We start from the raw sequence: 26,558 nt of genomic DNA on the forward strand, positions 1-26,558 counted from the left end.
TCGTCCAGGGGAGCCCGGGCCTTGGGGCGGACAGGCCACCATCGCGGGGGAAACCGACACGCCCTCGGGGGCCCTGGGCGGGCCAGCGGCCGCTTCCACCCACTCCCGTCATATCCCCTTCGGCCCCCGGCCGTTAGAATGACCGCCGCTGTCCACCGCCCGCTCCCGGAGCCCCCATGCCCGTTGAAGCCCAGCCGGTAGCCGCCGTCGTCGACACGACCGGTGCGCCCGGCTATCTCTCCATTCGTGATCTGCGCAAGGAATTCGACGGTTTCGTCGCCGTCGACGACGTCAACCTGGACGTGCGCAAGGGCGAGATCTTTGCCCTGCTCGGTGGCTCCGGCAGTGGTAAATCGACCCTGCTGCGCTGCCTGGGCGGCTTCGAGACGCCCACCAAGGGCAGCATCACCGTCGATGGCCAACGCCTGGATGCGCTGCCGCCGTACCAGCGGCCGGTCAACATGATGTTCCAGTCCTATGCCCTGTTCCCGCACATGACGGTCGAGCAGAACATCGCCTTCGGCCTGAAGCAGGATGGCCTGGGCAAGGATGCGATCAGCAAGCGCGTCGGCGAGATGCTCGACCTGGTGCAGATGGGCCACCTGGGCAAGCGCAAGCCGCACCAGCTGTCCGGTGGCCAGCAGCAGCGCGTGGCGCTGGCGCGGTCGCTGGCCAAGGGACCGAAGCTCCTGCTGCTGGACGAACCGATGGGCGCGCTGGACAAGAAGCTGCGCTCGCAGATGCAGCTGGAACTGGTCAGCATCATCGAATCGTCGGGCGTGACCTGCGTGATGGTCACCCACGACCAGGAAGAAGCGATGACCATGGCCACCCGCATCGCGGTGATGGATGCCGGCTGGATCCAGCAGGTCGGCAAGCCGGACGAGGTCTACGAGCAGCCGGCCAACCGCTTCGTCGCCGAGTTCATCGGTTCGGTCAACCTGTTTGACGGGGTGATCGACGAGGATCTGCCCGAGTACGTGACCGTGCGCTCGCCGCTGTTCCCGGCGCCGATCTACATCGCCCATGGCATCACCTGTTACGAAGGGCAGCCGGTCGCATTCGCGCTGCGCCCGGAGAAGGTGATGATCGGCAAGGACGAGCCGGAAGGGCACACCAACAAGGCGCAGGGCGTGATCGAGGACATCGCCTACTTCGGCAGCCACTCGGTGTATCACGTGCGCCTGCCCAGCGGCGCCAAGGTGCTGGCCAACTTCGCCAACTCGCAGCGCTGGGCCAGTGATGGCTTCACCTGGGGCGACGAGGTGTGGGTGCACTGGCGCGACAACGACGGCGTGGTGCTCACCTCATGAGCGTCGCCGGCCTGAAGCGCTGGCTGCCGGGGCTGCGTGCCACGGTGATCGGCATTCCGTACCTGTGGCTGCTGCTGTTCTTCGCAGTGCCGTTCCTGATCGTGCTGATGATCAGTTTCTCGCTCAGCCGGGTCGGCTCGCCGCCGTATACCTGGCTGCTGCAGTACGGGGACGGCGGGTTCTCGCTGAAGCTGAACCTGGAGAATTACCTGGCGCTGTTCCGCGATTCGATCTATGCGCAGGCCTTCCTGAGCTCGATCAGGATCGCGGCCATCTCCACCTTCCTGACCCTGCTGATCGGCTACCCGATGGCTTATGCCATCGCCCGCCTGTCGCCGGCCGCACGCAACGTGGCGATGATGCTGGTGGTGCTGCCGTCGTGGACCTCGTTCCTGATCCGCGTGTATGCGTGGAAGGCGATCCTGGACCGCAACGGCCTGCTTGACCAGTTCCTGCAGTTCACCGGCCTGCAGGCGCTGATGACGTCGACGGGCCTGCCGAAACTGCAGTTGATCGATACGCCGACCGCCGCCTACATCGGCATCGTCTACTGCTACCTGCCGTTCATGGTGCTGCCGCTGTACGCCAACCTGGTCAAGCATGACCACCGCCTGCTGGAAGCGGCCTACGACCTGGGTGCCAGGCCATGGCAGGCCTTCCTGCGCATCACCCTGCCGCTGTCGAAGGCCGGCATCATCGCCGGCTGCATGCTGGTGATGATCCCGGCAGTGGGTGAATTCGTGATTCCGGAAATGCTGGGGGGCTCGGAGACGCTGATGGTCGGCCGTCAGCTGTGGAACGAGTTCTTCAACAACCGCAACTGGCCGGGTGCCTCGGCGATGGCGGTGGCGATGATCCTGTTGCTGCTGGTGCCGATCCTGCTGTTCAACCGATCCCAGCAGCGCCTGCTGGAAGGGAAGCAGGCATGAGCCCGCGTACCGCCAAGGGCCTGGGGCTGGGCGTGCTGCTGCTCGGCTTCGCCTTCCTGTACCTGCCGATCCTGCTGTTGATGTTCTATTCGTTCAACAGCTCGCGGCTGGCGATGGTCTGGGCCGGGTTCTCCACCCGCGCCTACAGTGACCTGTTCGCCGACCGCGCGCTGATGGAGGCGATGTGGACCAGCCTGGTGGTGGCGTTCTGGACCGCCTGTACCGCCACCGTGCTGGGCACGCTGGCGGCGATGGTGATGACCCGCTTCAAGCGCTTCCGTGGCAAGCCGCTGTTCGGTGCGCTGGTCACCGCGCCGCTGGTGATGCCGGATGTGATCCTGGGCTTCTCGCTGATGGCGCTGCTGGCCTCGATGGGCGCGATTCCGGGCTTCCCGGCGCGCGGCCTGGCCACCATCTGGATCGCGCACGTCACCTTCACCCTGTGCTTCGTCACCGTGGTGGTGTCTTCGCGGCTGCAGGAAATGGACCTGTCGCTGGAAGAGGCGGCGATGGACCTGGGCGCCAGCCGGCTGACCGTGTTCACCCGCATCACCCTGCCGATCATCGCGCCGGCGCTGGTGGCGGGCTGGCTGCTGGCGTTCACCCTATCGCTGGATGACGTGGTGGTGGCCAGCTTCGTCGCCACGCCGGGCTCGACCACGCTGCCGATGAAGGTGTTCGCGTCGGTGCGCATGGGCATCAGCCCGAAGATCAATGCACTGGCCACGCTGCTGGTGTCGGCGGTATCGATCGCCGCGGTGATCGGCTGGTACATCAATGCCCGTGCCGAGAAGCGGCGCCAGCGCGACCTGCAGCTGGCGCGGCAGGACAACGGCTGAGTACACGATCCGTCGACTGTGCCGGCAACGCCCGGCTCACGGCCGGCGGCGCACAATGGGGGTCTTCCAGATGGAGATCCCCCATGACCGTCGAGATCGTCGACCCGGCCACCGGCCAGGTGACCTACCGCCATGAACTGATGGGCGCTGCCGACATCGAGCAGCGCCTGCAGGCCGCCGCCGATGCGTTCCCCGGCTGGGCCGAGCGTTCGCTGCAGGAGCGCGGCGCGATCCTGCGCCAGATCGCGGCGCAGCTGCGCACGCGCCGCGACGACCTGCAGCAGGCGATGACCCACGAGATGGGCAAGCTCAAGGCCGAAGCGCTGGCCGAGGTCGACAAGTGCGCGGCGGCCTGCGAGTACTACGCCGACCATGCGGCCGACTATCTCAAGCCGCAGCTGATCGACACCGAAGCGCAGCGCAGCTATGTGCGCTACGAGCCGATCGGCTGCGTGTTCGCGGTGATGCCGTGGAATTTCCCGATCTGGCAGGTGTTCCGCTTCCTCGCACCGGCGTTCATGGCCGGCAACGTGGCCCTGCTCAAGCACGCCAGCAACGTGCCGCAGTGTGCCGACCTGATCCTGGCGGTGTGCCGTGATGGCGGCCTGCCGGACGGCGTGTTCGACGTGCTGCACATCGACAACGACCAGGCCGCCGACGTGCTGCGCGACGCACGGGTGAAGGCGGTGACGCTGACCGGCAGCGAGCGGGCAGGGCGCTCGATCGCCTCCAACGCCGGCAGCCAGTTGAAGAAGTCGGTGATGGAGCTGGGTGGCAGCGATGCCTTCGTGGTGCTCGACGATGCCGACCTCGACAAGACGGTTGCGGCAGCAGTGAAGTCGCGCTTCGACAACAGCGGGCAGACCTGCATCGCGGCCAAGCGCTTCATCGTGGTCGAGGCGGTGGCCGATGAATTCACCCGTCGCTTCGTTGAAGCTGCGGCCGAGCGCCAGTACGGCGATCCCGATGAGCGGGGCACCACGCTGGCGCCGATGGCCCGTGCCGACCTGCGCGATGAACTGCACAAGCAGGTACAGGCCAGCGTGGCCAAGGGTGCGCGGGTGCTGATAGGCGGCGAGCCGATTGCCGGCACCCACGCCGGCTATCCGGCCACGGTGCTCGACCAGGTCGGCCCGGGCATGCCGGCCTACGAGGAGGAACTGTTCGGTCCGGTGGCTGCGGTGATCCGGGTCGCTGATGAGAGCGAGGCACTGCGCGTGGCCAACGACACCCCCTTCGGCCTGGGCGGCAGCGTGTGGACGCGCGATCCGGTGCGCGGCGAAGCCTTCGCGCAACGCATGGAGTGCGGCGCCGCGTTCGTCAACGCGATCGTCAAGAGCGATGCGCGGCTGCCGTTCGGCGGCAGCAAGCAGTCTGGGTTTGGCCGGGAACTGGCCGACCACGGCATCCATGAGTTCATGAACATCAAGACCGTTTACGTGGCCTGATTCCCCTCCTTCTGTAGAGTCGAGCCATGCCCGACTGCTCGTCGCTCTTGTAGAGCCGAGCCCATGCTCGGCTGCTCTCGCCGGCATCAGTCGAAAAAGCTCGACTCTACGGAATGCGCCAAACAGCCAGCCGAGCATGGGCTCGGCTCTACAAGAAGAGGGTTGCGTACGCGCTACAGCCAGCCCGAACGCTTGAACAACCGGTACAGGCCCACGCAGACGCCGCCCACGCCAACGATCATCAGTGGGTAGGCCCACGGTTGGCTCAGCTCCGGCATGTGGCTGAAGTTCATCCCGTACCAGCTGGTGATCAGCGTCGGTGCCGCCAGCAGCGCAGCCCACGCACCGAGGCGCTTGACCGTCTCGCCCTGCGCCAGCGTCACCAGCGACAGGTTCACGCTGAGCGCGGTGCCCAGCATCTCGCGCAGGGTGTCGATCACATCGCTGATGCGTACCGCGTGGTCGTGCACGTCACGGATGTACAGCTTCACTTCGTCCGGAACCAGCTCGCCCTGGTAACGGCGCAGCTGGGCCAGCACATCCTGCAGCGGCGCCACCGCCATCCGCATCTTGTTCAGTTCGCGCTTGAGCTCGTACAGGCGCACCACGGTGCTGCGCTTGTAGTTCTCGGCGAAGATGTCCTTTTCCAGCAGGTCCAGGGTGTCGCGGAAGCGGTGCACGATCGGCAGGTAATTGTCGACCACGAAGTCGGTCACCGCGTACAGGCAGTACGACGGGCCCATCTTCAGCAGCTGCGGCTCACGCTCGACCCGAGCACGTACCGGCGCGTAGGACAGCGAGGCGCCGTGGCGCACCGTTACCAGGAAGCGCGGGCCGAGGAAGGCATGGGTTTCGCCATACTGGATGCGCTCGTCGACCATCTGCGCGGTGGTCACCACCACGAACATCGAATTGCCGTAGGTCTCGACCTTGGGCCGCTGGTGCGCGTTGCGCGCATCCTCGATGGCCAGGTCGTGCAGGCAGAATTCCTCCTGCAGTTTCAGCAGCACATCGTCGTTGGGGTCGTACAGGCCGACCCAGACGAAGCCATTGCCACTGGCAATGACATCGCTGATGGCGTCCAGGGTGATGTCGTGGCGTTTGCCCTCGTCATCGTAGTGGACGCAGTTGATGACGCAGGCGGGGTTGGCTGAAGCCGGGGCGGAAGCGGAGGCGGGCAATGACATGCCCGCCATCGTGCGTCAGCGCCGTGTTTCGGACAAGTGAGGATGGCGCCCCAGTACCCACGCCAGCGCGACGTGGACGGGCAGCAGCAGCACGATCCACTGCACGTTGTACTGCGCCTGCAGGCTCAGCCAGTGCAGCACCAGTGCCGCCACGGCCTGCACTGCCAGCAGCCACAGCACGACCCTGAACATGCGGCCCGGCACGCGCCGGCGCAGCAGGCGGATTGCTCCGGGCAGCAGCAGCACGGCCACCGGCGAAAGCAGCAGCAGATTGCGGTTGGCCCAGGCGGCGTAGTGGGTGCTGAAGCCCCAGAGGAACACCAGCAGGCTGCCGGCGATGGCGCACAACAGCCAGAACGGCAGGGCCAGCCCGGCCAGCAGGCGCGGGCGGTTGCGCAGCACCAGCACGCCGCCGGCCACGGCCAGACCAAGCAGCAGCCACGGCCACCAGCGACGCGCGAACTCCTTCGGCTCCGGATCGATGCGGTGCGGCAGCAGTTCCTGTTCGGACTGCACCAGCGGCCGGCCATCACTGTTGCGTGCCTGGCGCAGCGCATCGGCCAGGCGCATCGGCACGAACGCTTCCTGCCAGCGCGACAGCGGCTGGTCGGCGAACGGCCCCAGGCCGACATCGAAGCCCAGCCACATCCACGGGGCGGGCGAGGCCAGGCGCACCGACTCGCTGCGGTAGGTGTTGCCGCGCGAACGCCCCGACAGCTGCGACTGCAGGCCGCCGCCCAGCGCCTTGTCCACCGTGTCGCGTACCATCGTGGCGCAGTTGGCGGTGTAGTAGTCGTAGTGGTAGCGCGCGTTTTCCGGCTTGGCCCGCTCGGCCAGGTCAGCGGCCAGGGCACGCGCCTGGTCGGGGCGCAGGTCCAGCCACTGCACGCTGGCACCGCGGCCGGTCTCGTCGTAGTACGACAGGTCCTGCTGCAGCGGTAGCGCCACCAGGTAATACATCATGTCGCCGCGCACGAAGCGGCTGATGAAGTCGTCCTCGGACGGATCGAAGTAGCCGAAGTTGTACGATGTCGCTTCGCCACTGGCCGGATCGACCACGACGATGGCGTCATGCCCGAAGCGTTCGAAGAACACGGTGCCCGGCTGCATGGTCACCACGCCGATACGCGGGACCGGGGCCTCGGCGTTGGCGGTGGCAGGTGCGGGCACGGCTGCCGCCGGCTGCGCGAAGGCGGCCAGTGGCAGGGCCATGGTCATGGCCAGCACACACAGTGCCAGCCACGCCGTGAGGATCAGACCGCGGCGCTTCAAGCGTCGTCCTGCGCGTCCGGCGGCAGCACGGTCACGTGGAAGGCCTGCACCCGGCGCGCATCGGCGCGGGCCACGCGGAACATGAAGCGGTCCAGCGCCAGCTCATCGCCGACTTCCGGCAGATGGCCCACGGCCTCGGTGACCAGGCCACCGATGGTGTCGTAGTCCTCGTCGGAGAACGTCGCGCCGAAGCGCTCGTTGAAGTCGCCGATCGGGGTCAGCGCGTCGACCACGTACTGGCCGTCGGACTGGATGGCGATCTGCGCGGACGGATCCTCGGCCTCGTCGTGCTCGTCGTCGATCTCGCCGACGATCTGCTCCAGGACGTCCTCGATGGTGACCAGGCCGGCGACACCGCCGTACTCGTCGACCACGATGGCCATGTGGTTGCGCGACAGGCGGAACTCCTTCAGGAGCACGTTCAGCTTCTTCGCCTCCGGGATCAGCACCGCCGGGCGCAGCAGCTCGCGTACGTTGGCCGGGCCGTTGTCGGCGACCACGCCGCGCAGCAGGTCCTTGGCCAGCAGGATGCCAAGGATGTCGTCCTTGTTCTCGCCGTGCACCGGGAAGCGCGAATGGCCCGATTCGACCACCTGCTTCATCAGTTCCAGGAAGGGCGCTTCGACCGGCAGCGAGACCATCTGCGAGCGCGAGATCATCACGTCGCCCACGGTCAGCTCGGCCACCGAAATGGCGCCTTCCATCATCTTCAGGGTATCGGCGGCGATCAGACCCTCTTCCTGCGCGGTGTGCAGGACAGCGACCAGCTCGTCGCGGGTGTGGGGTTCGCCGGAGAAGGCCGAGGTCAGGCGTTCAAGCCAACCGCGCTTCTTTTCACTGTGCTCCGCAGGGGAGCTACTACTGTCGTCTTCTGACATCTCTGGAAAAAAGGCACCCGGCAGGCCGGGCGTTGGCCCAAGTCTAGCAGGATGTGGCGGCCTGTCAGTGACCGTCGCTGCCCGGTCCGGTGATCGGCGGCGGGGCCAGTTCAGGCCGGGCAGGGGCTTCTTCTTCAGGCAGGTCCAGGCTGTAGGTACAGCCGGCCAGCGTTTTCCCCGGATGGGAGGTCACGGTGGACACGCTGAGGATGATCGACTCGATCTGGGCCTCGCCGGTCTTCGGGTCGGTCACGTCGCGGCTGACCAGCTCGCGGCCGGCCATGAACTTGCCGTCCTGGTCGTAGCCGGTCTCCAGCGCCAGGCGCTTGGCCAGCGGGCGTGGGTCGGCCTGGTCGAGGACGGCCATGATGCTGGCGCCGGCCACCGCCACCCGTTCGGTGGTCACGCCGAACACGCTGATCGGCTGGGCCAGGCGGTACTCGCTCATGAACTGGTTGCCCTGGGGCAGCGGCTGCAGGCCGTGGGCGACGGCTTTCAGTGGATCAGCCAGCAGGGGCGCCAGCGCGGCCTGCTCGGCCACACCCTGGCGGCATTCGATCAGGGCCGGCAGATCCAAGGCAGCGGCCGGGGCGGACGCGACGAGCAGCAGGGGCACGGCAATACGCAGCAGCACAAGGAAATTCCCGTTGTAGAGCCGAGCCCATGCTCGGCTGCATTTCGGTCAGGTTTGCGGGGGCGATGCATTGGAGCCGAGCGTAGGCGCGGCTGCATAGGCCGTCAGCGCTCGCCGGCGTAGGGATCGGCGATGCCGAGCTCGGCCAGGATCTCCCGTTCCAGCTGTTCCATCGCCTCGGCCTCCTTGTCGTCCTCGTGGTCCCAGCCAAGCAGGTGCAGCACGCCGTGCACGGTCAGGTGCGCGTAATGGGCGTTGAGCGCCTTGCCCTGTTCGTCGGCTTCGCGCGCCACCACCGGTGCGCAGATCACCAGGTCACCCAGCAGCGGGAACTTGACGCCCTTGGGCAGGCCTTCGGGCACTTCGGCCGGGAAGCTGAGCACGTTGGTGGCGTAATCCTTGCCGCGGTAATGGCGGTTCAGCGATTGCCCCTCCTTGGCATCGACCACGCGGATGGCCAGGTCGGCCTCGCGGATGCGGCCCTTCAACGCAGCGGCCACCCACTTGCGGAAGCTCACTGCCGCCGGCAGCCCGGTACGCGGCAGGGCATAACTGACGGCGACGTCCAGTCGCACGGGACCACGGGTCATGGCGTTGCTCCAGGCTGGATCTGATGCAGGTCGCGGCGGTCGTAGGCGCTGACGATGCGCGCCACCAGCGGATGCCGGACCACGTCGCGGGATTCGAAGAAGGTGAAGCTGACGCCCTCGACCTCGCGCAGCACATCGATGGCATCGCGCAGGCCGGATTTCACGTGCTTGGGCAGGTCGGTCTGGGTCAGGTCACCGGTGACCACCGCGGTGGAGCCGTAGCCCAGGCGGGTCAGGAACATCTTCATCTGCTCGATGGTGGTGTTCTGCGCCTCGTCCAGGATCACGAACGCATCGTTGAGCGTGCGGCCGCGCATGTAGGCCAGCGGCGCGATCTCGATGACGTTCTTCTCCAGCAGCTTGACCACCTTCTCCACGCCCATCATCTCGTACAGGGCGTCGTACAGCGGTCGCAGGTAAGGGTCGACCTTCTGGCTCAGGTCGCCGGGCAGGAAGCCCAGCTTCTCGCCGGCTTCCACCGCCGGGCGCACCAGGATCAGGCGCTGCACCCGCGACTCGTTCAGTGCTTCGACCGCGCTGGCCACGGCCAGGAAGGTCTTGCCGGTTCCGGCCGGGCCGATGCCGAAGTTGATGTCATGCGTGGCGATCTGGTGCAGGTAGCGGCCCTGGTTGGCGCCGCGGCCACGTACCGTGCCGCGCTTGACCTTGATCGCCACGTCCTGCGCTTCGTAGGAGCGTTCGGCGATCTGCTCGACGTTGGCCTGCGCCAGGCGCAGGTGGATGGCGTGGTTGTCGAAGGTGGTTTCGCCGGCTTCGGCGTACAGCGCTTCAACCAGCTTCTGCGCCTCGACGATGGCTTCGTTGGGCCCGCTGATGCGGAACACGAAGCCACGATTGGCGATCTCCACGCCGAGCTTCAGCTCGATCTGGCGCAGGTGCCCATCGAAGGGGCCGCACAGGTTGGCCAGTCGCTCGTTGTCTTCCGGCGACAGGGTGAAGTCTCGATGATCGATGCTTTTCATTGCTTGGGGTGGGGCGGGGTCGCCGTCCACCGCGATGGACTCGGGGTGACAAGGTTACGCGCGTACCGGGCATGCGGCCAGCGGCGGGCCGATACGCGGTTTTCCACACCCGGTGTGGACGGGGGGCGCGAAAAGCTGTGGATAGGCCTTCGCAGTGCTTGTGCCACAAGGCGTATGAGGTGGTGGTGAAAAAACCGTCACGGTCGGCCGGCGCCTGTGACGGCAGCGCATCTTCCGTTGCCAGGCAGCCAGTACGGCCGCCCCCGTCCGGTTCTCCACACCGGCTGTGGAATGATGCTGAATCAAGCTGTGGATAGGTGGCGAGGAACCTTGCAGCAAAAGGCTTGCCCGCGCGTGGCGAAAAAACCGTCAGGGCTGATCGGAATCATTGAAGGTGCACGGGGCAGGTGGCACCGTGTCGCCGTCGCAGGAGGGGATGGCATGGGCATCGGCAACGGGATGCGTGGACTCGGACTGGCGGGCATCGGCCTGCTGGCGGGCTGTGGGCAGTCAACGCCAACGGCGCTGGGCACGCTGGAGTGGGACCGGATCACGGTGCCGGCGCCGGCGGCCGAGGTGATCGCCACGGTGGAGGTGCGCGAGGGCCAGCGGGTCAAGGCCGGGGCCGTGCTGATGCAGCTCGATCCCGCCCGCGGCGACGCGCAGTTCGCGGCGGCGCAGGCCGACACGGCGCGCGCGCAGGCCCAGCTGGAAGAGCTGAAGCTCGGCCCGCGCCAGGAACAGATAGCACAGGCCCGGGCACAACTGGCCGCGTTGCGCGCGCAGTCTGCTGAAGCCACTGCCTACTATCGTCGGGTGCAACCATTGGCACGCCAGCGCCTGATCGCCGCCGCCGAGCTGGACCGTGCACGGGCGGCCGCCGGCAATGCCGCGGCCAGCGTGCGTGCCGCCGAGCAGGCCTGGCTGGAACGGGTGCACGGCAGTCGCGCGCAGGACATCGCCCAGGGCCAGGCGGCCGCCGACGCCGCACAGGCGCAGCAGGTGGTGCAGGGCGTCAACCTGCAGAAGCTGCAGCTGCGCGCACCGCGCGATGGCGTGATCGATGCCTTGCCCTACCGGCAGGGTGACCAGGCACCGATCGGGGCGCCGCTGGCGGTGATGCTGGTCGGCGAGCGCCCCTATGCGCGCGTCTACCTGCCGCAGCCGCTGCGCCTGCAGGTCAAGGTCGGTCAGCCGGCGCAGATACAGCTGGAGGGAGGGGGCACCGTACTGAAGGGCCATGTGCGCGCGATCCGCAGCGAGCCTTCATTCACCCCGTACTACGCACTGACCGGCGATGACGTCGAGCGCCTGAGCTACCTCGCCGAGATCGAAGTGGATGCAGCCAGCGACATGCAGACGCTTCCGGCCGGACTGCCGGTGCAGGTGCGCTTCTGAACACCGGTGCGGACATCGCGGTGCATGCGCAGGGCCTGACCCGCCGCTTCGGTGAACTGCTGGCCGTGGACACGGTCGACCTGACCGTCCCGCGCGGGCAGGTGTACGGCTTCCTGGGCCCGAACGGGTCAGGCAAGTCGACCACCATCCGCATGCTGTGCGGCCTGCTGGAACCCAGTGCGGGGCAGATCGAGGTGCTGGGCCTGGCGGTTCCCGAGCAGGCCGAAGCACTGCGCCGGCGCATCGGCTACATGACCCAGCGCTTCTCGCTGTACGAAGACCTGTCGGTACGCGAGAACCTGGAATTCCTCGCCGCCATCCAGGACCTGCCGCGCAACCAGGCCCGGCAACGGGTCGATGCGCTGCTGCAGCAGTACCGGTTGCAGGACCGGCAGCCGCAGCTGGCCGGTACGCTCAGTGGTGGACAGAAGCAGCGCCTGGCCCTGGCCGGCGCCGTGGTGCATTCGCCCGAACTGCTGTTCCTGGACGAGCCGACCAGCGCGGTCGATCCCGAGTCGCGCCGCGATTTCTGGGAGGCCCTGTTCGAACTGGCCGACGCGGGAACCACGGTGCTGGTGTCGACCCATTACATGGACGAAGCCGAGCGCTGCCATCGCCTGGCGATCCTTGATCGCGGCGCACTGGTGGCCGACGGCACGCCGGCCGAGCTCTGTTCACGGCTGCAAGGACGAACGCTGCAGGTCACGTCATCGCAGCCACGCCAGGCCAGCCGCGTGCTGGCCGAGCTGCCCGGCGTGCTGAGCGTGGCGCAGATCGGCACCCATCTGCGCGTGCTGTGCAACGAAGGCGCAGCGGATGTCGCGGCGCTGCGGCGCGCGCTGGCCAGCGCCGACCCGCAAGCGCATATCGAAAGCGTGGCACCGAACCTGGAGGACGTGTTCGTGGCCGCCACCCGTGGCCGTGGCAGGGAGCCAGCGGCATGAACCTGCGCAGGCTGTGGGCGATCATGCTCAAGGAGCTGCGGCAGCTGCGCCGCGACCGCGTCACGCTGGCGATGATCGTCGGCATTCCGGTGATGCAGCTGCTGCTGTTCGGCTATGCGATCAATCTCAACCTGCGCCACCTCGATGCGGGTATCGCCGACCAGGCCAACAGCGCCGCCTCACGCGCGCTGGTGCAGGACATGGTCGCCACCGGGGTGATCACGCCGCGTACTGAAGCGTACAGCCCGGGCCAGCTGATGCAGGCGCTGCGCCGCGGCGAGATCAGCGTCGGCATCGTGGTGCCGGCCGACTTCGAGCGTCGCCGCTTCGATGGACGCGAAGCGGTACAGGTGCTGGTCGATGGCAGCGATACCGTGGTGCAGAGTGCGGCGATCCAGCTGGCGCAGGTGCCACTGGATACGCGCCCGACCAGCAATACGCGGCCGTTGCGCGAAGGCAGCATTGCCAGTGGCCAGGTCAGCGTGACCAGTTTCTACAACCCGCAACGGCGCTCGGCGGTGAACATCGTGCCCGGCCTGATCGGGGTGATCCTGACCATGACCCTGGTGATGTTCACGGCGGTGGCGGTGGTACGCGAGCGCGAGCGCGGCAACATGGAACTGCTGATCGCCACGCCGGTATCGCGCAGCGAACTGATGGTCGGCAAGGTGCTGCCCTATGCAGCGATCGGCCTGCTGCAGACCACCCTGGTGCTGGCGCTGGGTACCTGGCTGTTCCAGGTGCCGATCCGCGGCAGCCTGCTGGACATCTACCTGGCCGCGGTGCTGCTGGTGCTGGCCAACCTGGCGCTGGGCCTGCTGATCTCCACGCGCGCGCGTTCGCAGTTCCAGGCGATGCAGATGACGCTGTTCCTGTTCCTGCCGTCGATCCTGCTGTCGGGTTTCATGTTCCCGTTCGCCGGCATGCCGCGGCCGGTGCAGTGGCTGGCCGAGGTGCTGCCGCTGACCCACTTCCTGCGCCTGGTGCGCGGCATCATGCTGCGCGGCGCCTCGCTGTGGGAGCTATGGCACGACGCGCTGGCGCTGCTGGCCTTCATCGTGGTGATGATGACGTTGGCGATCCTGCGTTTCCGCAAGCGATTGGATTGAGGCCCGTCATTCGGTAGTGCCGGCCGCTGGCCGGCATCATTTCCGGTAGGTGCCGACCGTTGGTCGGCACACCTTATTCCGCCACCACGCGCCCACGCAGCGAGTTGGTCAGCGCTTCGGTGATCACCACATCCACGAACTGCCCGATAAGGCGCGCAGGCGCCGGGAAATTCACCGACCGCATGTTCTCGGTCTTGCCGGTCAGTTCGTTCGGATTCTTGCGCGATGGCCCTTCCACTAGCACGGTCTGCACGGTACCAACCATCTTCTGCGAGATGCTGGCGGCGTGCGCATTGATGCGCTCCTGCAGGCGCGACAGGCGGGCGTGCTTCTCGGCATCGCTGATCGTGTCCTCCAGATCAGCCGCCGGTGTACCCGGTCGACGCGAATAGATGAAGGAGAAACTGTGGTCGAAGCCGATGTCTTCGATCAGCTTCATGGTCTTCTCGAAGTCGGCATCGGTCTCGCCGGGGAAACCGACGATGAAGTCCGAGCTGATTGAAATGTCCGGGCGCACCGCGCGCAGCTTGCGGATCTTCGACTTGAATTCCAGCGCGGTGTAGCCGCGCTTCATCGCCGACAGCACGCGGTCGCTGCCGGCCTGCACCGGCAGGTGCAGGAAGTTGGCCAGCTGCGGAACGTCGCGGAACGCATCGATCAGCGAATCGCTGAACTCGAGCGGGTGCGAGGTGGTGAAGCGGATGCGGCCGACCCCATCGATCTCGGCGATGGTGCGGATCAGCAGGCCGAGGTCGGCAAACTCACCGTCTCCATACGGGCCGCGATAGGCGTTGACGTTCTGGCCGAGCAGGTTGATCTCGCGCACGCCCTGCGCGGCGAGCTGCGCCACTTCCACCACCACGTCCTCGAACGGGCGGCTGACTTCGGTGCCACGGGTGTAGGGCACCACGCAGAACGAGCAGTACTTGGAACAGCCTTCCATGATCGACACGAACGCCGAGGCACCTTCGGCGCGTGGCTCGGGCAGGCGGTCGAACTTCTCGATCTCGGGGAAGCTGATGTCCACCTGCGGGCGCTTCTGCTCGCGCCGCGCGCGGATCAGTTCCGGCAGGCGATGCAGGGTCTGCGGGCCGAACACGAGGTCCACGAACGGGGCGCGCTTGATGATCGCTTCGCCTTCCTGCGAGGCAACGCAGCCGCCCACGCCGATGATGACCTCGCGGCCCTTGTTCTTCAGGCCCTTCCACACGCCGAGTTGGCTGAACACCTTCTCCTGCGCCTTCTCGCGGATGGAGCAGGTGTTGACCAGGATGACGTCGGCATCGTCCGGGCTGTCGGTCAGTTCCAGGCCATCGCTGGCGGCAAGCACGTCGGCCATCTTGGCCGAGTCGTACTCGTTCATCTGGCAACCGTGGGTCTTGATGTACAGCTTGCCCTTGACCTGGTCGGGCTTGCGCGGACCAGCGGGCAGGGCAACGAGCGGGGTACCGCCCGGGGTGGCGGGCGGAAAGACGTCTGGCGTCCCGGTCATGGCGCTTAATCCATTCGGGTGGCGGGAAAGCGGGCAATTCTACCCGCATCCCGCGCCAGCCGCCGCGCCCTTGTAGAGCCGAGCCCACGCTCGGCTGCTCTTCCCGCTTCCCATGGGGCAGCCTGGCATGGCCTGGCTCTACTGAAGCCAGCCGAGCGTGGGCTCGGCTCTACAAGGAAAGCCGGCCGGCGCTGCTCCGGCGCTGCTTATGCCGCCGCCAGCTCCGCATCGATCTGCCGCGAACGGTCGAAGGCGGTCATCGCGCTCATCCGTGCGATGTAATCAGCCGTGGCCGGCGCAGGCTGCACCAGGCCGAAGGCCGTGGTCCAGGCCAGCGCATTGCCCCACAGCACGTCGGCGGCACTCATCGTCTCGCCGAGCAGGTAGGGACCCTGTGCCAGCTGGGCCTCGACCACCTGCAGCACGGTCTCGGCGTCGTTGTACGGCGACATCATGCGCGGCGGCGGCTCGCGGTGCATCGCCTTGTCGATCATCGCCGGCTCGAAACAGGCACCGTAGAAGGCCATCCAGCGCAGGTAGGGCCCGCGCAGGGCGTCGCCGATCGGCGGCGCCAGCCCGGCTTCCGGATACAGGTCGGCCAGGTACAGATAAATGGCCACCTGTTCGGTCACCAGCGCGCCGTTGTGGACGATGGCCGGCACCTTGCCCATCGGGTTGATGGCCAGATAGGCCGGGGCCAGGTTGGCGCCGGCCTTCAGGTCCAGCACCTGCATGCGGTAGTCGGCACCCAGCGCTTCGAGCAGGGCCACGGCGCCGCTCGAGCGGGATCGGGCAGCGTGGTACAGGGTGATCTGGCGTGAGGTCATGGCATTGCTCCTTGCGGTGGGTGGTGAACTGGAAGCCATCCTGGGGCACCATTGCGGACGACTTCTGTCCTCGATTCTTCATGCGCCATACCGCCCATCGACTGCTGCGCCTGATCGCCCTGCTGCAGGCCCGCCGCCAGTGGTCCGGGGCTGAGCTGGCCGAGCGCATGGGCGTGGACCGGCGCAGCATCCGCCGTGATATCGAACGCCTGCGCGAACTGGGCTATCCGGTGCGGGCCTCCTCGGGGGTCGGCGGCGGCTATCAGCTCGGGGCTGGGGCGCCGGTGCTGCCGATGCTGCTGGACGAGGAGGAGGCGACCACCCTGGCCATCGCCCTGCGTGCCGCGTCCGCGTCCGTCGCCGGCATCGACGACACCGCGCGGGGCCTGTTGTCCAAGCTCGACCCGCTGGTACCGACCCGCCGCCGCCAGCAGGCCGGCGAGGTGCATGCGGCGACGGCCACCCTGTCCGACCTTCCCTCCACCGACGCACGCCTTCTGGGACGGCTGGCCCAGCATTGCCGGCAGGCGTCACGGCTGGCCTTCGAGTACCGCAGTGCGCAGGAGGCGGTGACCCAGCGCGAGGTCGAGGCGCAGCACCTGGTCAACTACGGGCGGCGCTGGTACCTGCTGGCCTGGGACCTGGGCCGGCAGGACTGGCGCACCCTGCGCGTGGACCGGATGGGCGCGGTGCGCGAATGCGCCGGGCCGGGCATGCATCGACGCACGCCCGTGCCCCCGGACGTGATGGTGCGGCAGGCGGTCAGCCAGGCGCCCTTCGCACTGCAGGCCATCGTCCGCCTGGCCGGCAGCCGCACCGAGCTGGAAGGGCGCATCCCGCCGTGGTGTGGTGTGCTGGAGGCTGATGGCGCCGACCATTGCCTGTTGCGCATGGGCGCCGAGAGCGGCGGCATGATGCTGGCGCAGATCCTCAGCCTGGACCGGGTGCCGGTGGCGTTGTGGACCACACCGCCGGGCCTGCGCGATGAGCTGGCACAGCGTTTGGCCGGATTGGGCCAGGTGCTGGCTGTGCCACCGGTCACAGGCTGAGCCGCGTCGCTTGGCAAGCCCCGGCGAAGCTGGGACACTCGCGGCATGAAGGGGATACTGGGGACAACGGCGATCATCATCGCTGCGCTGACCGCTGCGCCGGCCAGCGCCGGCACCCTGTACAAGTGCCAGGGCGGCGACGGAGTCACCAGCTACGTGAGCAAGCGAGTGGCCGGCGCGCGCTGCAGCAGCATCAGCTACAGCCGCGATACCCGCCCGGCACCGCGCCCCGTGGTGGCCGCACCGAAGCCTGCGCCGACCTCGGTGGCCAGCATCGAACGCAATCCGGTCGCTGTGGCGGCCAGCGCTGCTGCGCCCGCTGCGGTCGTGCCGACGCCTGCTGCACCCGCGCCTGCCGCGGCACCGACGGCCTCGCGGGCCGGGCGGATGGTCAGCGGCCAGGTCTATTCCTTCATGAAGGATGGGGTGCGCCACTACACCAGTGCGCGGCCGACCCAGGTGGCCAACCTCGGTCCGGTGCGCACCATCCGCTACAGTTTCATGGAGCGCTGCTACGCGTGCGGCGTCAACCCGCGCGTGGACTTCGGTTCGGTGCGCCTGAACACCACCGCGTTCCAGACCGAGATCACCTCGGCGGCACGCGAGTTCGGCGTCGAGGAGGCCGTGGTGCGTGCCATCATCCACGCCGAATCGGCCTACAACCCGACCGCGCTCAGCCGCGCCGGCGCGCAGGGCCTGATGCAGCTGATGCCGCCGACCGCGGCCCGCTTCGGGGTCAGCGATTCCTACGATGCCGCGCAGAACATCCGTGGTGGTGTGCAGTATCTTGCGTGGTTGCTGAAGCGCTTCAATGGCGACCTGACCCTGGCTGCGGCCGGCTACAACGCCGGCGAAGGCGCGGTCGACCGCCACGGTGGCGTGCCGCCCTACAGCGAGACCCAGTACTACGTGCGCCGGGTCGGGCAGCTGGCCGAGCGTTACCGCACCGCCCTGAGTCACCAGTAGGTGCCGACCGTTGGTCGGCACTCCCTTGAACAGGTGGGTGCCGACTGTCAGTCGGCACTCCTTGCAAAGAGCGTTGTGTGGCGCGCGACGGTTCCGCTACACTCGCCCATGATTCAATGCGGCTCTGGCCCCCACCGGATCCGCTGGCAGCCTTAAAGCTACCTAATCAATATCGGAGTGCCGGATGGCCAACGATGGGGTACACGATCCAGTCAACACCGGACGTCGGCGTTTTCTTTCTGCCACCACTGCTGTGGTTGGCGCCGTCGGCGTCGGATTCACCGCCGTTCCTTTCATCAAATCCTGGAATCCCAGTGCCCGTGCCAAGCTTGCCGGTGCACCGGTCGTGGCCGACATCAGCGCCCTGCAGGAAGGCCAACGGCTGATCGTGGAGTGGCGTGGCCAGCCGATCTGGATCGTCAAGCGGTCCAAGGCGATCCTGGATGCACTGCACGGGCTGGATGGCCGCCTCAAGGACCCCGAGTCCGGCGAGAAGGACCAGCAGCCGGACTACGTGCTGAAGCAGAACCCGGAGCTGCGCTCGATCAAGCCGGACATCTCCGTGCTGGTCGGCCTGTGCACGCACCTGGGCTGCTCGCCGGAAATGGTCGCCGAGATCCGGCCCGAGCCCTATGACCCGCAGTGGAAGGGCGGTTACTTCTGCCCCTGCCACAAGTCGCGCTTCGACATGTCCGGTCGCGTCTTCAAGGATGTGCCGGCGCCGATCAACCTGAAGGTGCCCGCGCACCACTACCAGGACGACAACACCATCATCATCGGTGTCGATCCGCAGGGGGCTGCCTGATGGCCAATATCCTCAGCCGTACCGCCAGCGGCGTCGCCGACTGGGTCAATGCCCGCGCGCCGGGCCTGATGCCGGTCTATCGCAAGCACGTCAGCGAGTACTACGCGCCGAAGAACTTCAACATCTGGTACTACTTCGGCTCGCTGGCACTGCTGGTGCTGGTCAACCAGATCGTCACCGGCATCTTCCTGACGATGCACTACAAGACCAGCGCCGCGGAGGCGTTCGGCTCCATCGAATACATCATGCGTGATGTGGAGTGGGGCTGGCTGATCCGCTACATGCACTCCACCGGCGCCTCGCTGTTCTTCATCGTGGTCTACCTGCACATGTTCCGCGGCCTGCTGTACGGCAGCTACCAGAAGCCGCGCGAGCTGGTGTGGATCCTGGGCATGCTGATCTACCTGGTGCTGATGGCCGAAGCCTTCATGGGCTATGTGCTGCCGTGGGGCCAGATGTCGTTCTGGGGCGCCAAGGTGATCATCTCGCTGTTCGGCGCGATACCGGTGATCGGCAACGGCCTGACCGAATGGATCATGGGCGACTACCTGCCCAGTGACGCCACGCTCAACCGCTTCTTCGCATTGCACGTCATCGCACTGCCGCTGGTGCTGCTGTTGCTGGTGGTGCTGCATCTGGGCGCGCTGCACGAAGTGGGGTCGAACAACCCCGATGGCGTGGAGATCAAGAAGGGGCCGAAGGGCAACCGCTGGTCGCCGAATGCGCCGGCCGACGGTATTCCGTTCCACCCGTACTACACGCTGAAGGATGGTGTCGGCGCCGGCTTCCTGCTGATCATCGCCGCCTTCATCATCTTCTTCGCACCTGGCTTCGGTGGCCTGTTCCTGGAACACGACAACTTCACCGAGGCCAACCGCCTGGTGACCCCCGAACACATCAAGCCGGTCTGGTACTACACGCCTTACTACGCGATGTTGCGCGTGGTACCGAACAAGCTCGGTGGCGTGCTGGTGATGTTCTCGGCCATTGCGATCCTGTTCCTGGTGCCGTGGCTGGACAAGGCCAGGGTGAAGTCGGTGCGCTACCGCGGCTGGATCTCGAAGGTGATGCTGGGCGTGCTGGCGGTGTGCTTCGTGTGGCTGGGCGTGATCGGCTCCGGCCCGGGCACCGACGTGCATGAAACTTACATCGGGCGGGTGCTGACCTTCCTGTACTTCGCGTTCTTCATCACCATGCCGCTATGGACAAGGTTGGACAAGACCAAGCCGGTACCGGAGAGGGTGACCACGCATGACTGAGCGCTGGATGGTCCGGCTGGCCCTGACGGCCACCCTGATGCTGGGCAGTTTCCTGGCCTCCGCCGCCGAGGGCGGCACCAAGCTGCTGCAGGCCGGCAACGACCTCGGTGACCGCGCCTCGCTGCAGCGGGGTGCGCAGCTGTACATGAACTACTGCTCCGGCTGCCATGCGCTGAAGTACCTGCGCTACTCGCGGATGGCGCAGGACCTGGGCCTGACCGAAGAAGAGGTGATGAACAACCTCAACTTCACCGGCTCGGCGATCGGCGACCCGATCCCGGTGGCGATGCCCAAGGAAAACGCGGAGAAGTGGTTCGGCAAGATGCCGCCCGATCTCAGCCTGATCTCGCGCGTGCGGGGCAGTGACTGGGTTTACACCTATCTCAAATCGTTCTATCTGGACAGCAGCCGCCCGCTGGGCTGGAACAACGCGCTGTTCGCCAACGCCTCCATGCCCAACCCGCTGTGGGAGATGCAGGGGCTGCAGCATGCGGTGCGCGGCAAGGCGGAAGCGCCCGGCATGGACCCGCCGGTGACCGGCCTGAAGATTGAAACGCCGGGATCGGTCGATGCCGGGCAGTACGACCAGGCCGTGCGGGACATCACCAACTTCCTCGAATACGCCGGCGAACCGGCCGCACTCAAGCGCCAGCAGCTGGGCGTGTGGGTGATCCTGTTCCTGGCCCTGCTGACCTTCCTGCTGTATCTGCTGAAGAAGGAATACTGGAAGGACGTTCACTGATTCTGCCGCCGGCCATCGCATGGGCCTATTGGCTTTTGTGATGGTCGGTTGCACACTCGGGGAGGAGTCGACCGCTGGCACGGTGCCGGCGGCGCCGATGCGGCAGGCGGTCTCCTGTCGTGGGAGAGCCTTTGATGGCGGCGAGCGTACGCATGCGCAATACACTGACGCTGTTTTCCTCGAACGACGACGTACTGTGCCACCGTGTACGCCTGGTCCTGGCGGCCAAGGGCGTCACCTTCGACTTCGTTCCGGTCGATCCGCAGAACCCGCCTGAAGACCTGATCGACCTCAATCCGTACCACTCGGTGCCGACCCTGGTCGAACGCGAGCTGGTGCTGTACGCCGCATCGGTGGTCAGCGAGTACCTGGATGAGCGCTACCCGCATCCGCCACTGATGCCGGTCGACCCGCTGTCGCGTGCGCGCATCCGACTGGCCATGCTGCGCATCGAGCACGACTGGGTGCCGCAGGTGCAGGCCATCCAGCTGGGCAACAAGACCCAGGCCGAGGCCGGGCGCAAGCGCCTGAAGGAACTGCTGACCGCCTCGCTGCCGCTGTTCAAGGCCAGCAAGTTCTTCCTCAATCCGGAAATGAGCCTGGCCGACTGCGCGATGGCGCCGATCATCTGGCGCCTGCAGTCGCTGGATGTGCCGCTGCCGAAGGATGGCAAGGCGATCGAGGACTACGGCAACCGCATCTTCCGCCATCCGGGATTTGTCCGCAGCCTGACCGAGCAGGAAAAGAAACTGCGCGATCTGCCGGTCTGATCCGGCCCCGCGTTACCCGTCTGCAGGCCGACCGGCGTGCAGACGATCCGCCCCGGCGGGGCGCCGGGCGCGTACACTTCACGCATGACCGAAGACTTCTTCCACATGACCAGCCACCGCCCGTACCTGCTGCGGGCGCTGGTGGAATGGATCAACGACAACCAGCTGACCCCGCACATCCTGGTCGACGCCGGCGTCCCCGGCGTGCAGGTCCCGCCTTCGGCGGTCAAGGATGGCCGGGTCGTGCTCAACATCGCCGAACGTGCTGTCGTGCGGCTGATGATCGACAACGAGATGGTCAGCTTCTCGGCGCGCTTCTCCGGTACCAGCTACCCGGTGCAGGTGCCGATCAGCGCCGTGCTGGCCGTCTACGCCCGCGAGACGGGGCAGGGCATGGCATTGCCGGATGACATTCCGGGCAGCGAAACCGCACCGACCAGCGATGAGCTGCTGCACGAGGAAGGCACGCCGCCGGACGATACGCCGCCGGCCAGCCCGCCGCCGAAGGGCCGCCCGAACCTGCGCGTGGTCAAGTAACCATTCCGACGCCGCCCCGATGGGCGGCGTTTTTCTTGGCCCGTCTGGCGGTGGGTGCCGACCGTTGGCCGGCACATCTTCAAACCCTAGGCATCCTCGGCATCCTCCACATCCTCCACATCCGGCCGGATCTGGCTGATCCGCGCGGCACCGGGGCCGGTGAACGAAATCAGCTGGTCGCCACGCAGCACCATGCGGCCCACGTGGCGATCGATGCCATCGTAGGAATACTCGAACTTGAAGGTGCGCTCGAAACCGAGTCGGCCATCCTCGCCACGCGACAGTCGCAGGCCGGTGGCGTGCACCGCCTGGTCCAGCCACTGCACGTCGGCGGCGCGGCAGGCATTGCGTCCCAGCTCGACCGCGCGCTCGGCGGCCGAGCGTGCGGCGTTCCAGAAGAAGTAGATGATTCCGCCGGCAATCAGCAACAGCAGCAGGGTAGGCATGGCGTCAGCCGTCAGAGGTCGATCCGGCAAAGATGGCGGCGAACGCGCGCTGGATCAAGCGCTGCATTCACCGCCGCGGCTGTGGTTCGTCGGGCACTGGCTGCGCGGGCACGATCACCGGTTGCGGCGCCGGAGCGGTCTGTATTGGTGTGGCAGTTGGCGAGGGCATCACCACGGGTGATGTCGCGGTCAGCTGCAGCAGGGCCGCCCAGTCCTGGCGGTTGAAGCTGCATTCGTCCTCGCGGCCCGGCGTGCAGCTGGGGTCGATGCCGGTGCTGTTGCGTTCGCGTGCCGGGGGCAGCTTGATCAGCCCGGTGCGGTCCAGCGGCAGCAACCGCATCGCCACGGTGTTCATCACGTTGCCACCGACCAGGTACAGGGTCTGGTCGCCGCCGAGGTTGGCGGCCACCACCACTTCGCAATGTGATTTCCAGTGGCCCACCGAACCGTTGCCCAGCGCCTGCACCAGCCCGCTGTAGCTGAGCGTCGTGCTGCGGTCGCGCAGGAAGCACAACAGGTCGCCCGGTGCGGGCTTTGCGGTCGCGGGATCGACCAGCCGGTACGGCACGCCCGAGGGGCCGCCCTGGTACGCGGCACGAATGTAGTCGATGTGGCGCGGCGACGTGTTGAAGCCGGGAACGCCGGCCTGCACCATCACCCAGGAAATGAAAGCGGCCGACCACGGATTGTCGATCAGGAAGGCGCGGCAGTCGCTGTCGGTGTAGCGCGTACCCAGCGGTGCCACGCAGCTGCTGGCACCGGCGATGCTGCCCATCGCGTTGAGCGTGCCGCTGTTGCGCCAGTAGCCGGCCACGCGCTGCCAGGCAATCAGCCCGTTGTCGGCCAGGTGTTCGTTCTCCGCCTCGGTGACACTCAGACTCGCCGCGCGGCCATCGCGATCGATGAAGGGCCGGAACCACAGCCGGTGCTCGTTGCAGGCGGTATTGCGGATGGCCACCGCCAATGGGCTCAGGCCGAAGCGGGGAGGGACATCGCAGGCTTCAGCGGCTGCGGCGGACAAGGGGGCTGCCGCGAGCAGCAGACAGGCAGGCAAGAGCATCCGGCGCATGCGCGGCTCCTGTGGGGGGATGCCCGCAGCGTCGCAGAGGCTGGCGTAGCCGAGCCGTGAAGGCGCCCCGTCTCGTGTAGAGCCGAGCCTACGCTCGGCTCATCGCGCGAAGCGCGTGCAGGGCGCGCCGCAAATCGAGAAGCAGCCGAGCATGGGCTCGGCTCTACAAGGCCCTGCAGGCCTCAAGCCGGCGGCGGGCCCAGCTTCAACGACAGATCGATGGCCTGCACATGCTTGGTCAGCCCGCCGATGGAGATGCAATCGACGCCATCCTCGGCGATCGAGCGCAGGCCGCCCAGGCCGACGCTGCCGGAGACTTCCAGCGGAATGCGCCCGGCCGTGATGCGCACCGCCTCGCGGCGCAGGTCGGGACTGAAGTCATCCAGCAGGATGCGTTCGCAACCGGCTTCGAGCGCCTGGCGCAGCTGTGCCAGGTCTTCAACCTCGACCACCAGTGGCAGCGCAGGCCACTGCCGGCGTGCGGCGGCCACCGCCGCGGCCAGCGAACCGGCAGCACGGATGTGGTTCTCCTTCAGCATCACCGTGTCGTACAGGCCGAAGCGGTGGTTCTCGCCGCCGCCGCAGCGCACCGCGTACTTCTGTGCCAGGCGCAGGCCGGGCAGGGTCTTGCGGGTGTCGAGGATGCGGGTACCGGTACCGGCCACCGCGGCCACGTAGCGGGCAGTGGTGGTCGCGGTGCCGGACAGCGTCTGCAGGAAGTTCAGCGACGTGCGCTCGGCACTGACCAGGCTGCAGCTGCGCCCGTGCAGCAGGGCCAGCACGGTGCCGGCGGTGACGGCATCGCCTTCGGCGATGTGCCATTCAATGCGCACGTCAGGGTCGAGCGCGCGGTGGGTGGCGTCGAACCAGGGGCGCCCGGCGATCACCGCATCCTGCTTGCACAGCAGGTAGGCGCTGTCCGCCTGGTCGGGGAGCAGGGCGGCGGTGACGTCACCGCTGCCCAGGTCCTCGGCCAGCGCGCGCGCGACATCGGCGGCGACAACGGCCGCATCTGGCGTCGGCAGCGTGCTCATGCGGCCGGGAAGTCGGCGATCTGGGCGGTCGGAACGGCTTCCTCGGCCAGCAGCACCGGGATGCCGTCGTCGACGCGGAACACCTGCTTGCGGTCACGGGTGACCAGCGCCTCGCGCAGCGGCTGCGCCAGCGGGTTGCCATCGGCCTTGGTCACCGTGCCGGCAGAAATGGCCTTGTTGAGGGCTTCCAGGCCCTTGCCATCCAGCAGGGACAGGGGCTGGCGGGTGTCCGGGGACACCAGCAGGTCGAGCAGCTTGCGATCCATGGTTCTTCGTCTTGCGTGGAAGACGGCTAGAATACGTCTTTAAGGCAGGTGACGGCCAATGACCCCCAATCCGATCGCGCCGCTTGTCGGCATCGTCATGGGTTCCCGTTCCGACTGGGAAACCATGCAGCACGCCGCCCAGAAGCTTGAAGCCCTGGGTGTTCCGTTCGAAGTGAAGGTGGTGTCCGCGCATCGGACGCCGGATGTGTTGTTCAGTTACGCCGAGCAGGCGGGCCCGCGTGGCCTGCGCGCGATCATCGCCGGTGCAGGCGGGGCCGCGCACCTGCCGGGCATGATCGCGGCCAAGACCGCCGTGCCGGTGCTGGGTGTGCCGGTGCAGTCCAAGGCCCTCAACGGAATGGATTCCCTGCTGTCGATCGTGCAGATGCCGGCCGGCATCCCGGTCGCCACCTTCGCCATCGGCAACGCCGGCGCCTCCAACGCCGCGCTGTTCGCGGCGGCGATGCTGGCCAGCGACCAGCCGGCGATCGGCCAGGCGCTCGATGCCTTCCGTGCACGCCAGACCGAAGACGTGATGGCCCACGACGATCCGCGCCAATGAGCCTGACTGTCGGCATCCTGGGCGGCGGCCAGCTCGCCCGCATGATGGTCCTGGCCGGTGCGCCGCTGGGGCTTCGCTTCGAACTGTACGACCCGGCCGCCGACGCCTGCAGCGGCCCGCTGGCGCCGCTCACCGTGGGCGCCTTCGATGACCGCCAGGCCCTGGCGGACTTCGCCGCCAAGGTCGATGTGGTCACCTTCGATTTCGAGAACGTACCTGCCGACAGTGCACAGTTCCTGGCCGACCGCGTGCCGGTCTATCCGCCGCCGGCCGCGCTGGCGGTGGCCCAGGACCGGTTGAGCGAGAAGACCCTGTTCCAGCAGCTGGGTATTCCGCTGCCGGCCTTCGCCGACATCCGTAACCGCGACGAGCTGGCGGCGAAGGCGGCTGAGTTCGGTCTGCCGTGCATCCTCAAGACCCGCCGCCTCGGCTACGACGGCAAGGGTCAGTTCCGCCTGCGCAGCGAAGCCGACATCGACGCCGCATGGGATGCGCTCGGTGCCCAGGTGGAGCGCACCGGACTGATCCTGGAGGGCTTCGTGGCCTTCCAGCGCGAGGTCAGCGTGGTGGCCGTGCGTGGCCGCGATGGCAGCTTCGAAGCCTGGCCGGTCACCGGCAACTGGCATGTCGACGGCGTGCTGTCGGCCAGCGTGGCACCGGCGGTGCTGTCCGACGCCGAGCGGCAGGCAGCGATCGGCTATGCCCGCCGCGTCGCCGAGCACCTGCAGTATGTGGGCGTGTTCGCACTGGAGCTGTTCTGTCGCGACGGCGAACTGCTGGCCAACGAGATGGCACCGCGCGTGCACAACTCCGGCCACTGGACCATCGAAGGCAGCGAGACCTCGCAGTTCGAGAATCACTTGCGTGCCGTGCTGGGCCTGCCACTGGGCAGCACCCGCATGCTCGGCCATGCCTGCATGCTGAACTGGCTGGGCAAGATGCCCGATCCGGCGCCGGTGCTGGGTCAGGCCAGTGGCCATTGGCACGATTACGGCAAGGAGCCGCGCGAAGGTCGCAAGGTCGGCCACGCCACGTTGCGCGACGATGATGCCGCTGCATTGGCCGATGCGCTGGACCAGGTCGGCCTGGAGCTGGACCGCCAGGCCCAGGTGGCGCCGGCAGTGCACGCGCTGCGCAACCGCTGAGCCCGGGCGTGCCGGCCAATGGCCGGCACAACCTTGTATGCCTGCAACGGTGTGGCGCGCCGGTG

28 protein-coding genes are annotated in these 26,558 nt (G+C 67.3%); 16 read left to right on the plus strand and 12 right to left on the minus strand.

Translation table 11 applies throughout. From position 1 onward, the window contains the following. Positions 1-176: 176 nt before the first annotated feature. The 4 genes from potA (at position 177) to RCF13_RS24095 (ending at position 4,529) form a co-directional block, all read left to right on the plus strand. Positions 177-1,313: a polyamine ABC transporter ATP-binding protein gene (potA, locus tag RCF13_RS24080; protein ID WP_005415926.1), complete on the plus strand. Its 1,137-nt coding sequence runs from the start codon at positions 177-179 to the stop codon at positions 1,311-1,313. Beyond that, on the plus strand, positions 1,310-2,242 hold the full coding sequence (locus RCF13_RS24085; protein ID WP_061478516.1) for an ABC transporter permease subunit: 933 nt from the start codon (positions 1,310-1,312) through the stop codon (positions 2,240-2,242). The genes potA and RCF13_RS24085 overlap by 4 nt, the downstream gene beginning before the upstream one ends. Next, positions 2,239-3,081 (plus strand): ABC transporter permease subunit, encoded by an 843-nt coding sequence (locus RCF13_RS24090; protein WP_021203562.1) that lies wholly within the window; start codon positions 2,239-2,241, stop codon positions 3,079-3,081. The genes RCF13_RS24085 and RCF13_RS24090 overlap by 4 nt, the downstream gene beginning before the upstream one ends. A gap of 83 nt (positions 3,082-3,164) precedes the next feature. Next, positions 3,165-4,529 carry an NAD-dependent succinate-semialdehyde dehydrogenase gene (locus RCF13_RS24095; RefSeq protein ID WP_134968426.1) on the plus strand — a complete coding sequence of 455 codons (1,365 nt, stop codon included), beginning with the start codon at positions 3,165-3,167 and terminating at the stop codon, positions 4,527-4,529. A gap of 173 nt (positions 4,530-4,702) precedes the next feature. Here RCF13_RS24095 and RCF13_RS24100 read toward each other — a convergent pair whose 3' ends face one another. The 6 genes from RCF13_RS24100 to RCF13_RS24125 all read right to left on the minus strand — a co-directional run bounded on the left by RCF13_RS24100 (position 4,703) and on the right by RCF13_RS24125 (position 10,073). Further along, entirely contained in the window at positions 4,703-5,725 is a 1,023-nt protein-coding gene (locus tag RCF13_RS24100; RefSeq protein ID WP_061478513.1) for a magnesium and cobalt transport protein CorA, read from the minus strand. A gap of 6 nt (positions 5,726-5,731) precedes the next feature. Then, positions 5,732-6,988, minus strand: a complete 1,257-nt coding sequence (locus tag RCF13_RS24105; protein WP_231352644.1) for a DUF4105 domain-containing protein — start codon at positions 6,986-6,988, stop codon at positions 5,732-5,734. Beyond that, entirely contained in the window at positions 6,985-7,866 is an 882-nt protein-coding gene (locus RCF13_RS24110; protein ID WP_005408827.1) for a transporter associated domain-containing protein, read from the minus strand. The genes RCF13_RS24105 and RCF13_RS24110 overlap by 4 nt, the downstream gene beginning before the upstream one ends. A 64-nt stretch (positions 7,867-7,930) precedes the next feature. Further along, complete coding sequence (locus RCF13_RS24115) at positions 7,931-8,500, minus strand: hypothetical protein (RefSeq protein ID WP_134968428.1); 570 nt, start codon at positions 8,498-8,500, stop codon at positions 7,931-7,933. 104 nt (positions 8,501-8,604) lie between these two features. After that, positions 8,605-9,090: an rRNA maturation RNase YbeY gene (ybeY, locus tag RCF13_RS24120; RefSeq protein WP_049412052.1), complete on the minus strand. Its 486-nt coding sequence runs from the start codon at positions 9,088-9,090 to the stop codon at positions 8,605-8,607. Then, entirely contained in the window at positions 9,087-10,073 is a 987-nt protein-coding gene (locus RCF13_RS24125; RefSeq protein ID WP_005415936.1) for a PhoH family protein, read from the minus strand. The genes ybeY and RCF13_RS24125 overlap by 4 nt, the downstream gene beginning before the upstream one ends. A 441-nt stretch (positions 10,074-10,514) precedes the next feature. Here RCF13_RS24125 and RCF13_RS24130 point away from each other — a divergent pair, with 441 nt between their 5' ends. The 3 genes from RCF13_RS24130 to RCF13_RS24140 are packed head-to-tail and all read left to right on the plus strand — an operon-like array spanning position 10,515 to position 13,524. After that, positions 10,515-11,471: an HlyD family efflux transporter periplasmic adaptor subunit gene (locus tag RCF13_RS24130; RefSeq protein WP_231352645.1), complete on the plus strand. Its 957-nt coding sequence runs from the start codon at positions 10,515-10,517 to the stop codon at positions 11,469-11,471. Positions 11,472-11,491: 20 nt separating this feature from the next. Continuing rightward, positions 11,492-12,415: an ABC transporter ATP-binding protein gene (locus tag RCF13_RS24135; protein ID WP_134969312.1), complete on the plus strand. Its 924-nt coding sequence runs from the start codon at positions 11,492-11,494 to the stop codon at positions 12,413-12,415. Next, positions 12,412-13,524 carry an ABC transporter permease gene (locus RCF13_RS24140; RefSeq protein WP_134969311.1) on the plus strand — a complete coding sequence of 371 codons (1,113 nt, stop codon included), beginning with the start codon at positions 12,412-12,414 and terminating at the stop codon, positions 13,522-13,524. Before RCF13_RS24135 ends, RCF13_RS24140 begins: the two co-directional genes overlap by 4 nt. Positions 13,525-13,597: 73 nt before the next feature. Here RCF13_RS24140 and miaB read toward each other — a convergent pair whose 3' ends face one another. Both miaB and RCF13_RS24150 read right to left on the minus strand, forming a co-directional pair. Then, entirely contained in the window at positions 13,598-15,016 is a 1,419-nt protein-coding gene (miaB, locus tag RCF13_RS24145; RefSeq protein ID WP_138952814.1) for a tRNA (N6-isopentenyl adenosine(37)-C2)-methylthiotransferase MiaB, read from the minus strand. A 206-nt stretch (positions 15,017-15,222) separates the two neighbouring features. Next, entirely contained in the window at positions 15,223-15,843 is a 621-nt protein-coding gene (locus tag RCF13_RS24150; protein WP_134969310.1) for a glutathione S-transferase, read from the minus strand. An 80-nt stretch (positions 15,844-15,923) separates the two neighbouring features. Between RCF13_RS24150 and RCF13_RS24155 the strand changes: the two genes are divergently transcribed. The 7 genes from RCF13_RS24155 to RCF13_RS24185 all read left to right on the plus strand — a co-directional run bounded on the left by RCF13_RS24155 (position 15,924) and on the right by RCF13_RS24185 (position 21,971). Further along, a complete protein-coding gene (locus RCF13_RS24155) occupies positions 15,924-16,892 on the plus strand; it encodes a WYL domain-containing protein (RefSeq protein ID WP_231352646.1) in 969 nt (322 codons plus the stop codon). A 45-nt stretch (positions 16,893-16,937) separates the two neighbouring features. Then, positions 16,938-17,858, plus strand: coding sequence for a lytic transglycosylase domain-containing protein (locus tag RCF13_RS24160; protein WP_231352647.1), 921 nt, complete (start codon positions 16,938-16,940; stop codon positions 17,856-17,858). Positions 17,859-18,042: 184 nt separating this feature from the next. Continuing rightward, a complete protein-coding gene (petA, locus tag RCF13_RS24165) occupies positions 18,043-18,663 on the plus strand; it encodes a ubiquinol-cytochrome c reductase iron-sulfur subunit (RefSeq protein ID WP_004151998.1) in 621 nt (206 codons plus the stop codon). Next, on the plus strand, positions 18,663-19,922 hold the full coding sequence (locus RCF13_RS24170) for a cytochrome bc complex cytochrome b subunit (protein ID WP_005408840.1): 1,260 nt from the start codon (positions 18,663-18,665) through the stop codon (positions 19,920-19,922). The genes petA and RCF13_RS24170 overlap by 1 nt, the downstream gene beginning before the upstream one ends. Further along, positions 19,915-20,664, plus strand: coding sequence for a cytochrome c1 (locus RCF13_RS24175; protein WP_134969053.1), 750 nt, complete (start codon positions 19,915-19,917; stop codon positions 20,662-20,664). The genes RCF13_RS24170 and RCF13_RS24175 overlap by 8 nt, the downstream gene beginning before the upstream one ends. Positions 20,665-20,798: 134 nt before the next feature. After that, on the plus strand, positions 20,799-21,434 hold the full coding sequence (locus RCF13_RS24180; RefSeq protein ID WP_005415948.1) for a glutathione S-transferase N-terminal domain-containing protein: 636 nt from the start codon (positions 20,799-20,801) through the stop codon (positions 21,432-21,434). Positions 21,435-21,518: 84 nt separating this feature from the next. Beyond that, the gene (locus tag RCF13_RS24185) at positions 21,519-21,971 is read left to right on the plus strand and encodes a ClpXP protease specificity-enhancing factor (protein ID WP_019659028.1); all 453 of its coding nucleotides are present in this window, start codon (positions 21,519-21,521) and stop codon (positions 21,969-21,971) included. Between the two features lie 86 nt (positions 21,972-22,057). On the opposite strand, the gene RCF13_RS24190 is transcribed toward RCF13_RS24185, so the two are convergent. The 4 genes from RCF13_RS24190 to RCF13_RS24205 form a co-directional block, all read right to left on the minus strand. Further along, entirely contained in the window at positions 22,058-22,417 is a 360-nt protein-coding gene (locus tag RCF13_RS24190) for a DUF3301 domain-containing protein (protein WP_134969052.1), read from the minus strand. A 67-nt stretch (positions 22,418-22,484) separates the two neighbouring features. Further along, positions 22,485-23,486: a DUF2272 domain-containing protein gene (locus RCF13_RS24195; RefSeq protein WP_134969051.1), complete on the minus strand. Its 1,002-nt coding sequence runs from the start codon at positions 23,484-23,486 to the stop codon at positions 22,485-22,487. A gap of 182 nt (positions 23,487-23,668) precedes the next feature. Next, the gene (nadC, locus tag RCF13_RS24200; RefSeq protein ID WP_134969050.1) at positions 23,669-24,520 is read right to left on the minus strand and encodes a carboxylating nicotinate-nucleotide diphosphorylase; all 852 of its coding nucleotides are present in this window, start codon (positions 24,518-24,520) and stop codon (positions 23,669-23,671) included. Beyond that, positions 24,517-24,786 carry a Trm112 family protein gene (locus tag RCF13_RS24205; protein WP_061478499.1) on the minus strand — a complete coding sequence of 90 codons (270 nt, stop codon included), beginning with the start codon at positions 24,784-24,786 and terminating at the stop codon, positions 24,517-24,519. The genes nadC and RCF13_RS24205 overlap by 4 nt, the downstream gene beginning before the upstream one ends. 58 nt (positions 24,787-24,844) lie before the next feature. On the opposite strand from RCF13_RS24205, the gene purE reads away from it, so the two are divergent. Both purE and RCF13_RS24215 read left to right on the plus strand, forming a co-directional pair. Continuing rightward, a complete protein-coding gene (purE, locus tag RCF13_RS24210; protein ID WP_005412808.1) occupies positions 24,845-25,348 on the plus strand; it encodes a 5-(carboxyamino)imidazole ribonucleotide mutase in 504 nt (167 codons plus the stop codon). Further along, positions 25,345-26,493, plus strand: coding sequence for a 5-(carboxyamino)imidazole ribonucleotide synthase (locus tag RCF13_RS24215; RefSeq protein ID WP_154350504.1), 1,149 nt, complete (start codon positions 25,345-25,347; stop codon positions 26,491-26,493). The genes purE and RCF13_RS24215 overlap by 4 nt, the downstream gene beginning before the upstream one ends. The last annotated feature ends 65 nt before the right edge of the window (positions 26,494-26,558 follow it).

Source organism: Stenotrophomonas maltophilia group sp. RNC7 (assembly GCF_030910085.1).
Taxonomy (GTDB): domain Bacteria; phylum Pseudomonadota; class Gammaproteobacteria; order Xanthomonadales; family Xanthomonadaceae; genus Stenotrophomonas; species Stenotrophomonas sepilia.

Excerpts from the sequence above, each read along its gene's own strand:
- potA (WP_005415926.1), top strand. The coding sequence starts at position 177 with ATGCCCGTTGAAGCCCAGCCGGTAGCCGCCGTCGTCGACACGACCGGT.
- RCF13_RS24085 (WP_061478516.1), top strand. The coding sequence starts at position 1,310 with ATGAGCGTCGCCGGCCTGAAGCGCTGGCTGCCGGGGCTGCGTGCCACG.
- RCF13_RS24090 (WP_021203562.1), top strand. The coding sequence starts at position 2,239 with ATGAGCCCGCGTACCGCCAAGGGCCTGGGGCTGGGCGTGCTGCTGCTC.
- RCF13_RS24095 (WP_134968426.1), top strand. The coding sequence starts at position 3,165 with ATGACCGTCGAGATCGTCGACCCGGCCACCGGCCAGGTGACCTACCGC.
- RCF13_RS24100 (WP_061478513.1), bottom strand. The coding sequence starts at position 5,725 with ATGGCGGGCATGTCATTGCCCGCCTCCGCTTCCGCCCCGGCTTCAGCC.
- RCF13_RS24110 (WP_005408827.1), bottom strand. The coding sequence starts at position 7,866 with ATGTCAGAAGACGACAGTAGTAGCTCCCCTGCGGAGCACAGTGAAAAG.
- ybeY (WP_049412052.1), bottom strand. The coding sequence starts at position 9,090 with ATGACCCGTGGTCCCGTGCGACTGGACGTCGCCGTCAGTTATGCCCTG.
- RCF13_RS24125 (WP_005415936.1), bottom strand. The coding sequence starts at position 10,073 with ATGAAAAGCATCGATCATCGAGACTTCACCCTGTCGCCGGAAGACAAC.
- RCF13_RS24130 (WP_231352645.1), top strand. The coding sequence starts at position 10,515 with ATGGGCATCGGCAACGGGATGCGTGGACTCGGACTGGCGGGCATCGGC.
- RCF13_RS24140 (WP_134969311.1), top strand. The coding sequence starts at position 12,412 with ATGAACCTGCGCAGGCTGTGGGCGATCATGCTCAAGGAGCTGCGGCAG.
- miaB (WP_138952814.1), bottom strand. The coding sequence starts at position 15,016 with ATGACCGGGACGCCAGACGTCTTTCCGCCCGCCACCCCGGGCGGTACC.
- RCF13_RS24150 (WP_134969310.1), bottom strand. The coding sequence starts at position 15,843 with ATGACCTCACGCCAGATCACCCTGTACCACGCTGCCCGATCCCGCTCG.
- RCF13_RS24155 (WP_231352646.1), top strand. The coding sequence starts at position 15,924 with ATGCGCCATACCGCCCATCGACTGCTGCGCCTGATCGCCCTGCTGCAG.
- RCF13_RS24160 (WP_231352647.1), top strand. The coding sequence starts at position 16,938 with ATGAAGGGGATACTGGGGACAACGGCGATCATCATCGCTGCGCTGACC.
- petA (WP_004151998.1), top strand. The coding sequence starts at position 18,043 with ATGGCCAACGATGGGGTACACGATCCAGTCAACACCGGACGTCGGCGT.
- RCF13_RS24170 (WP_005408840.1), top strand. The coding sequence starts at position 18,663 with ATGGCCAATATCCTCAGCCGTACCGCCAGCGGCGTCGCCGACTGGGTC.
- RCF13_RS24175 (WP_134969053.1), top strand. The coding sequence starts at position 19,915 with ATGACTGAGCGCTGGATGGTCCGGCTGGCCCTGACGGCCACCCTGATG.
- RCF13_RS24180 (WP_005415948.1), top strand. The coding sequence starts at position 20,799 with ATGGCGGCGAGCGTACGCATGCGCAATACACTGACGCTGTTTTCCTCG.
- RCF13_RS24185 (WP_019659028.1), top strand. The coding sequence starts at position 21,519 with ATGACCGAAGACTTCTTCCACATGACCAGCCACCGCCCGTACCTGCTG.
- RCF13_RS24190 (WP_134969052.1), bottom strand. The coding sequence starts at position 22,417 with ATGCCTACCCTGCTGCTGTTGCTGATTGCCGGCGGAATCATCTACTTC.
- RCF13_RS24195 (WP_134969051.1), bottom strand. The coding sequence starts at position 23,486 with ATGCGCCGGATGCTCTTGCCTGCCTGTCTGCTGCTCGCGGCAGCCCCC.
- nadC (WP_134969050.1), bottom strand. The coding sequence starts at position 24,520 with ATGAGCACGCTGCCGACGCCAGATGCGGCCGTTGTCGCCGCCGATGTC.
- RCF13_RS24205 (WP_061478499.1), bottom strand. The coding sequence starts at position 24,786 with ATGGATCGCAAGCTGCTCGACCTGCTGGTGTCCCCGGACACCCGCCAG.
- purE (WP_005412808.1), top strand. The coding sequence starts at position 24,845 with ATGACCCCCAATCCGATCGCGCCGCTTGTCGGCATCGTCATGGGTTCC.
- RCF13_RS24215 (WP_154350504.1), top strand. The coding sequence starts at position 25,345 with ATGAGCCTGACTGTCGGCATCCTGGGCGGCGGCCAGCTCGCCCGCATG.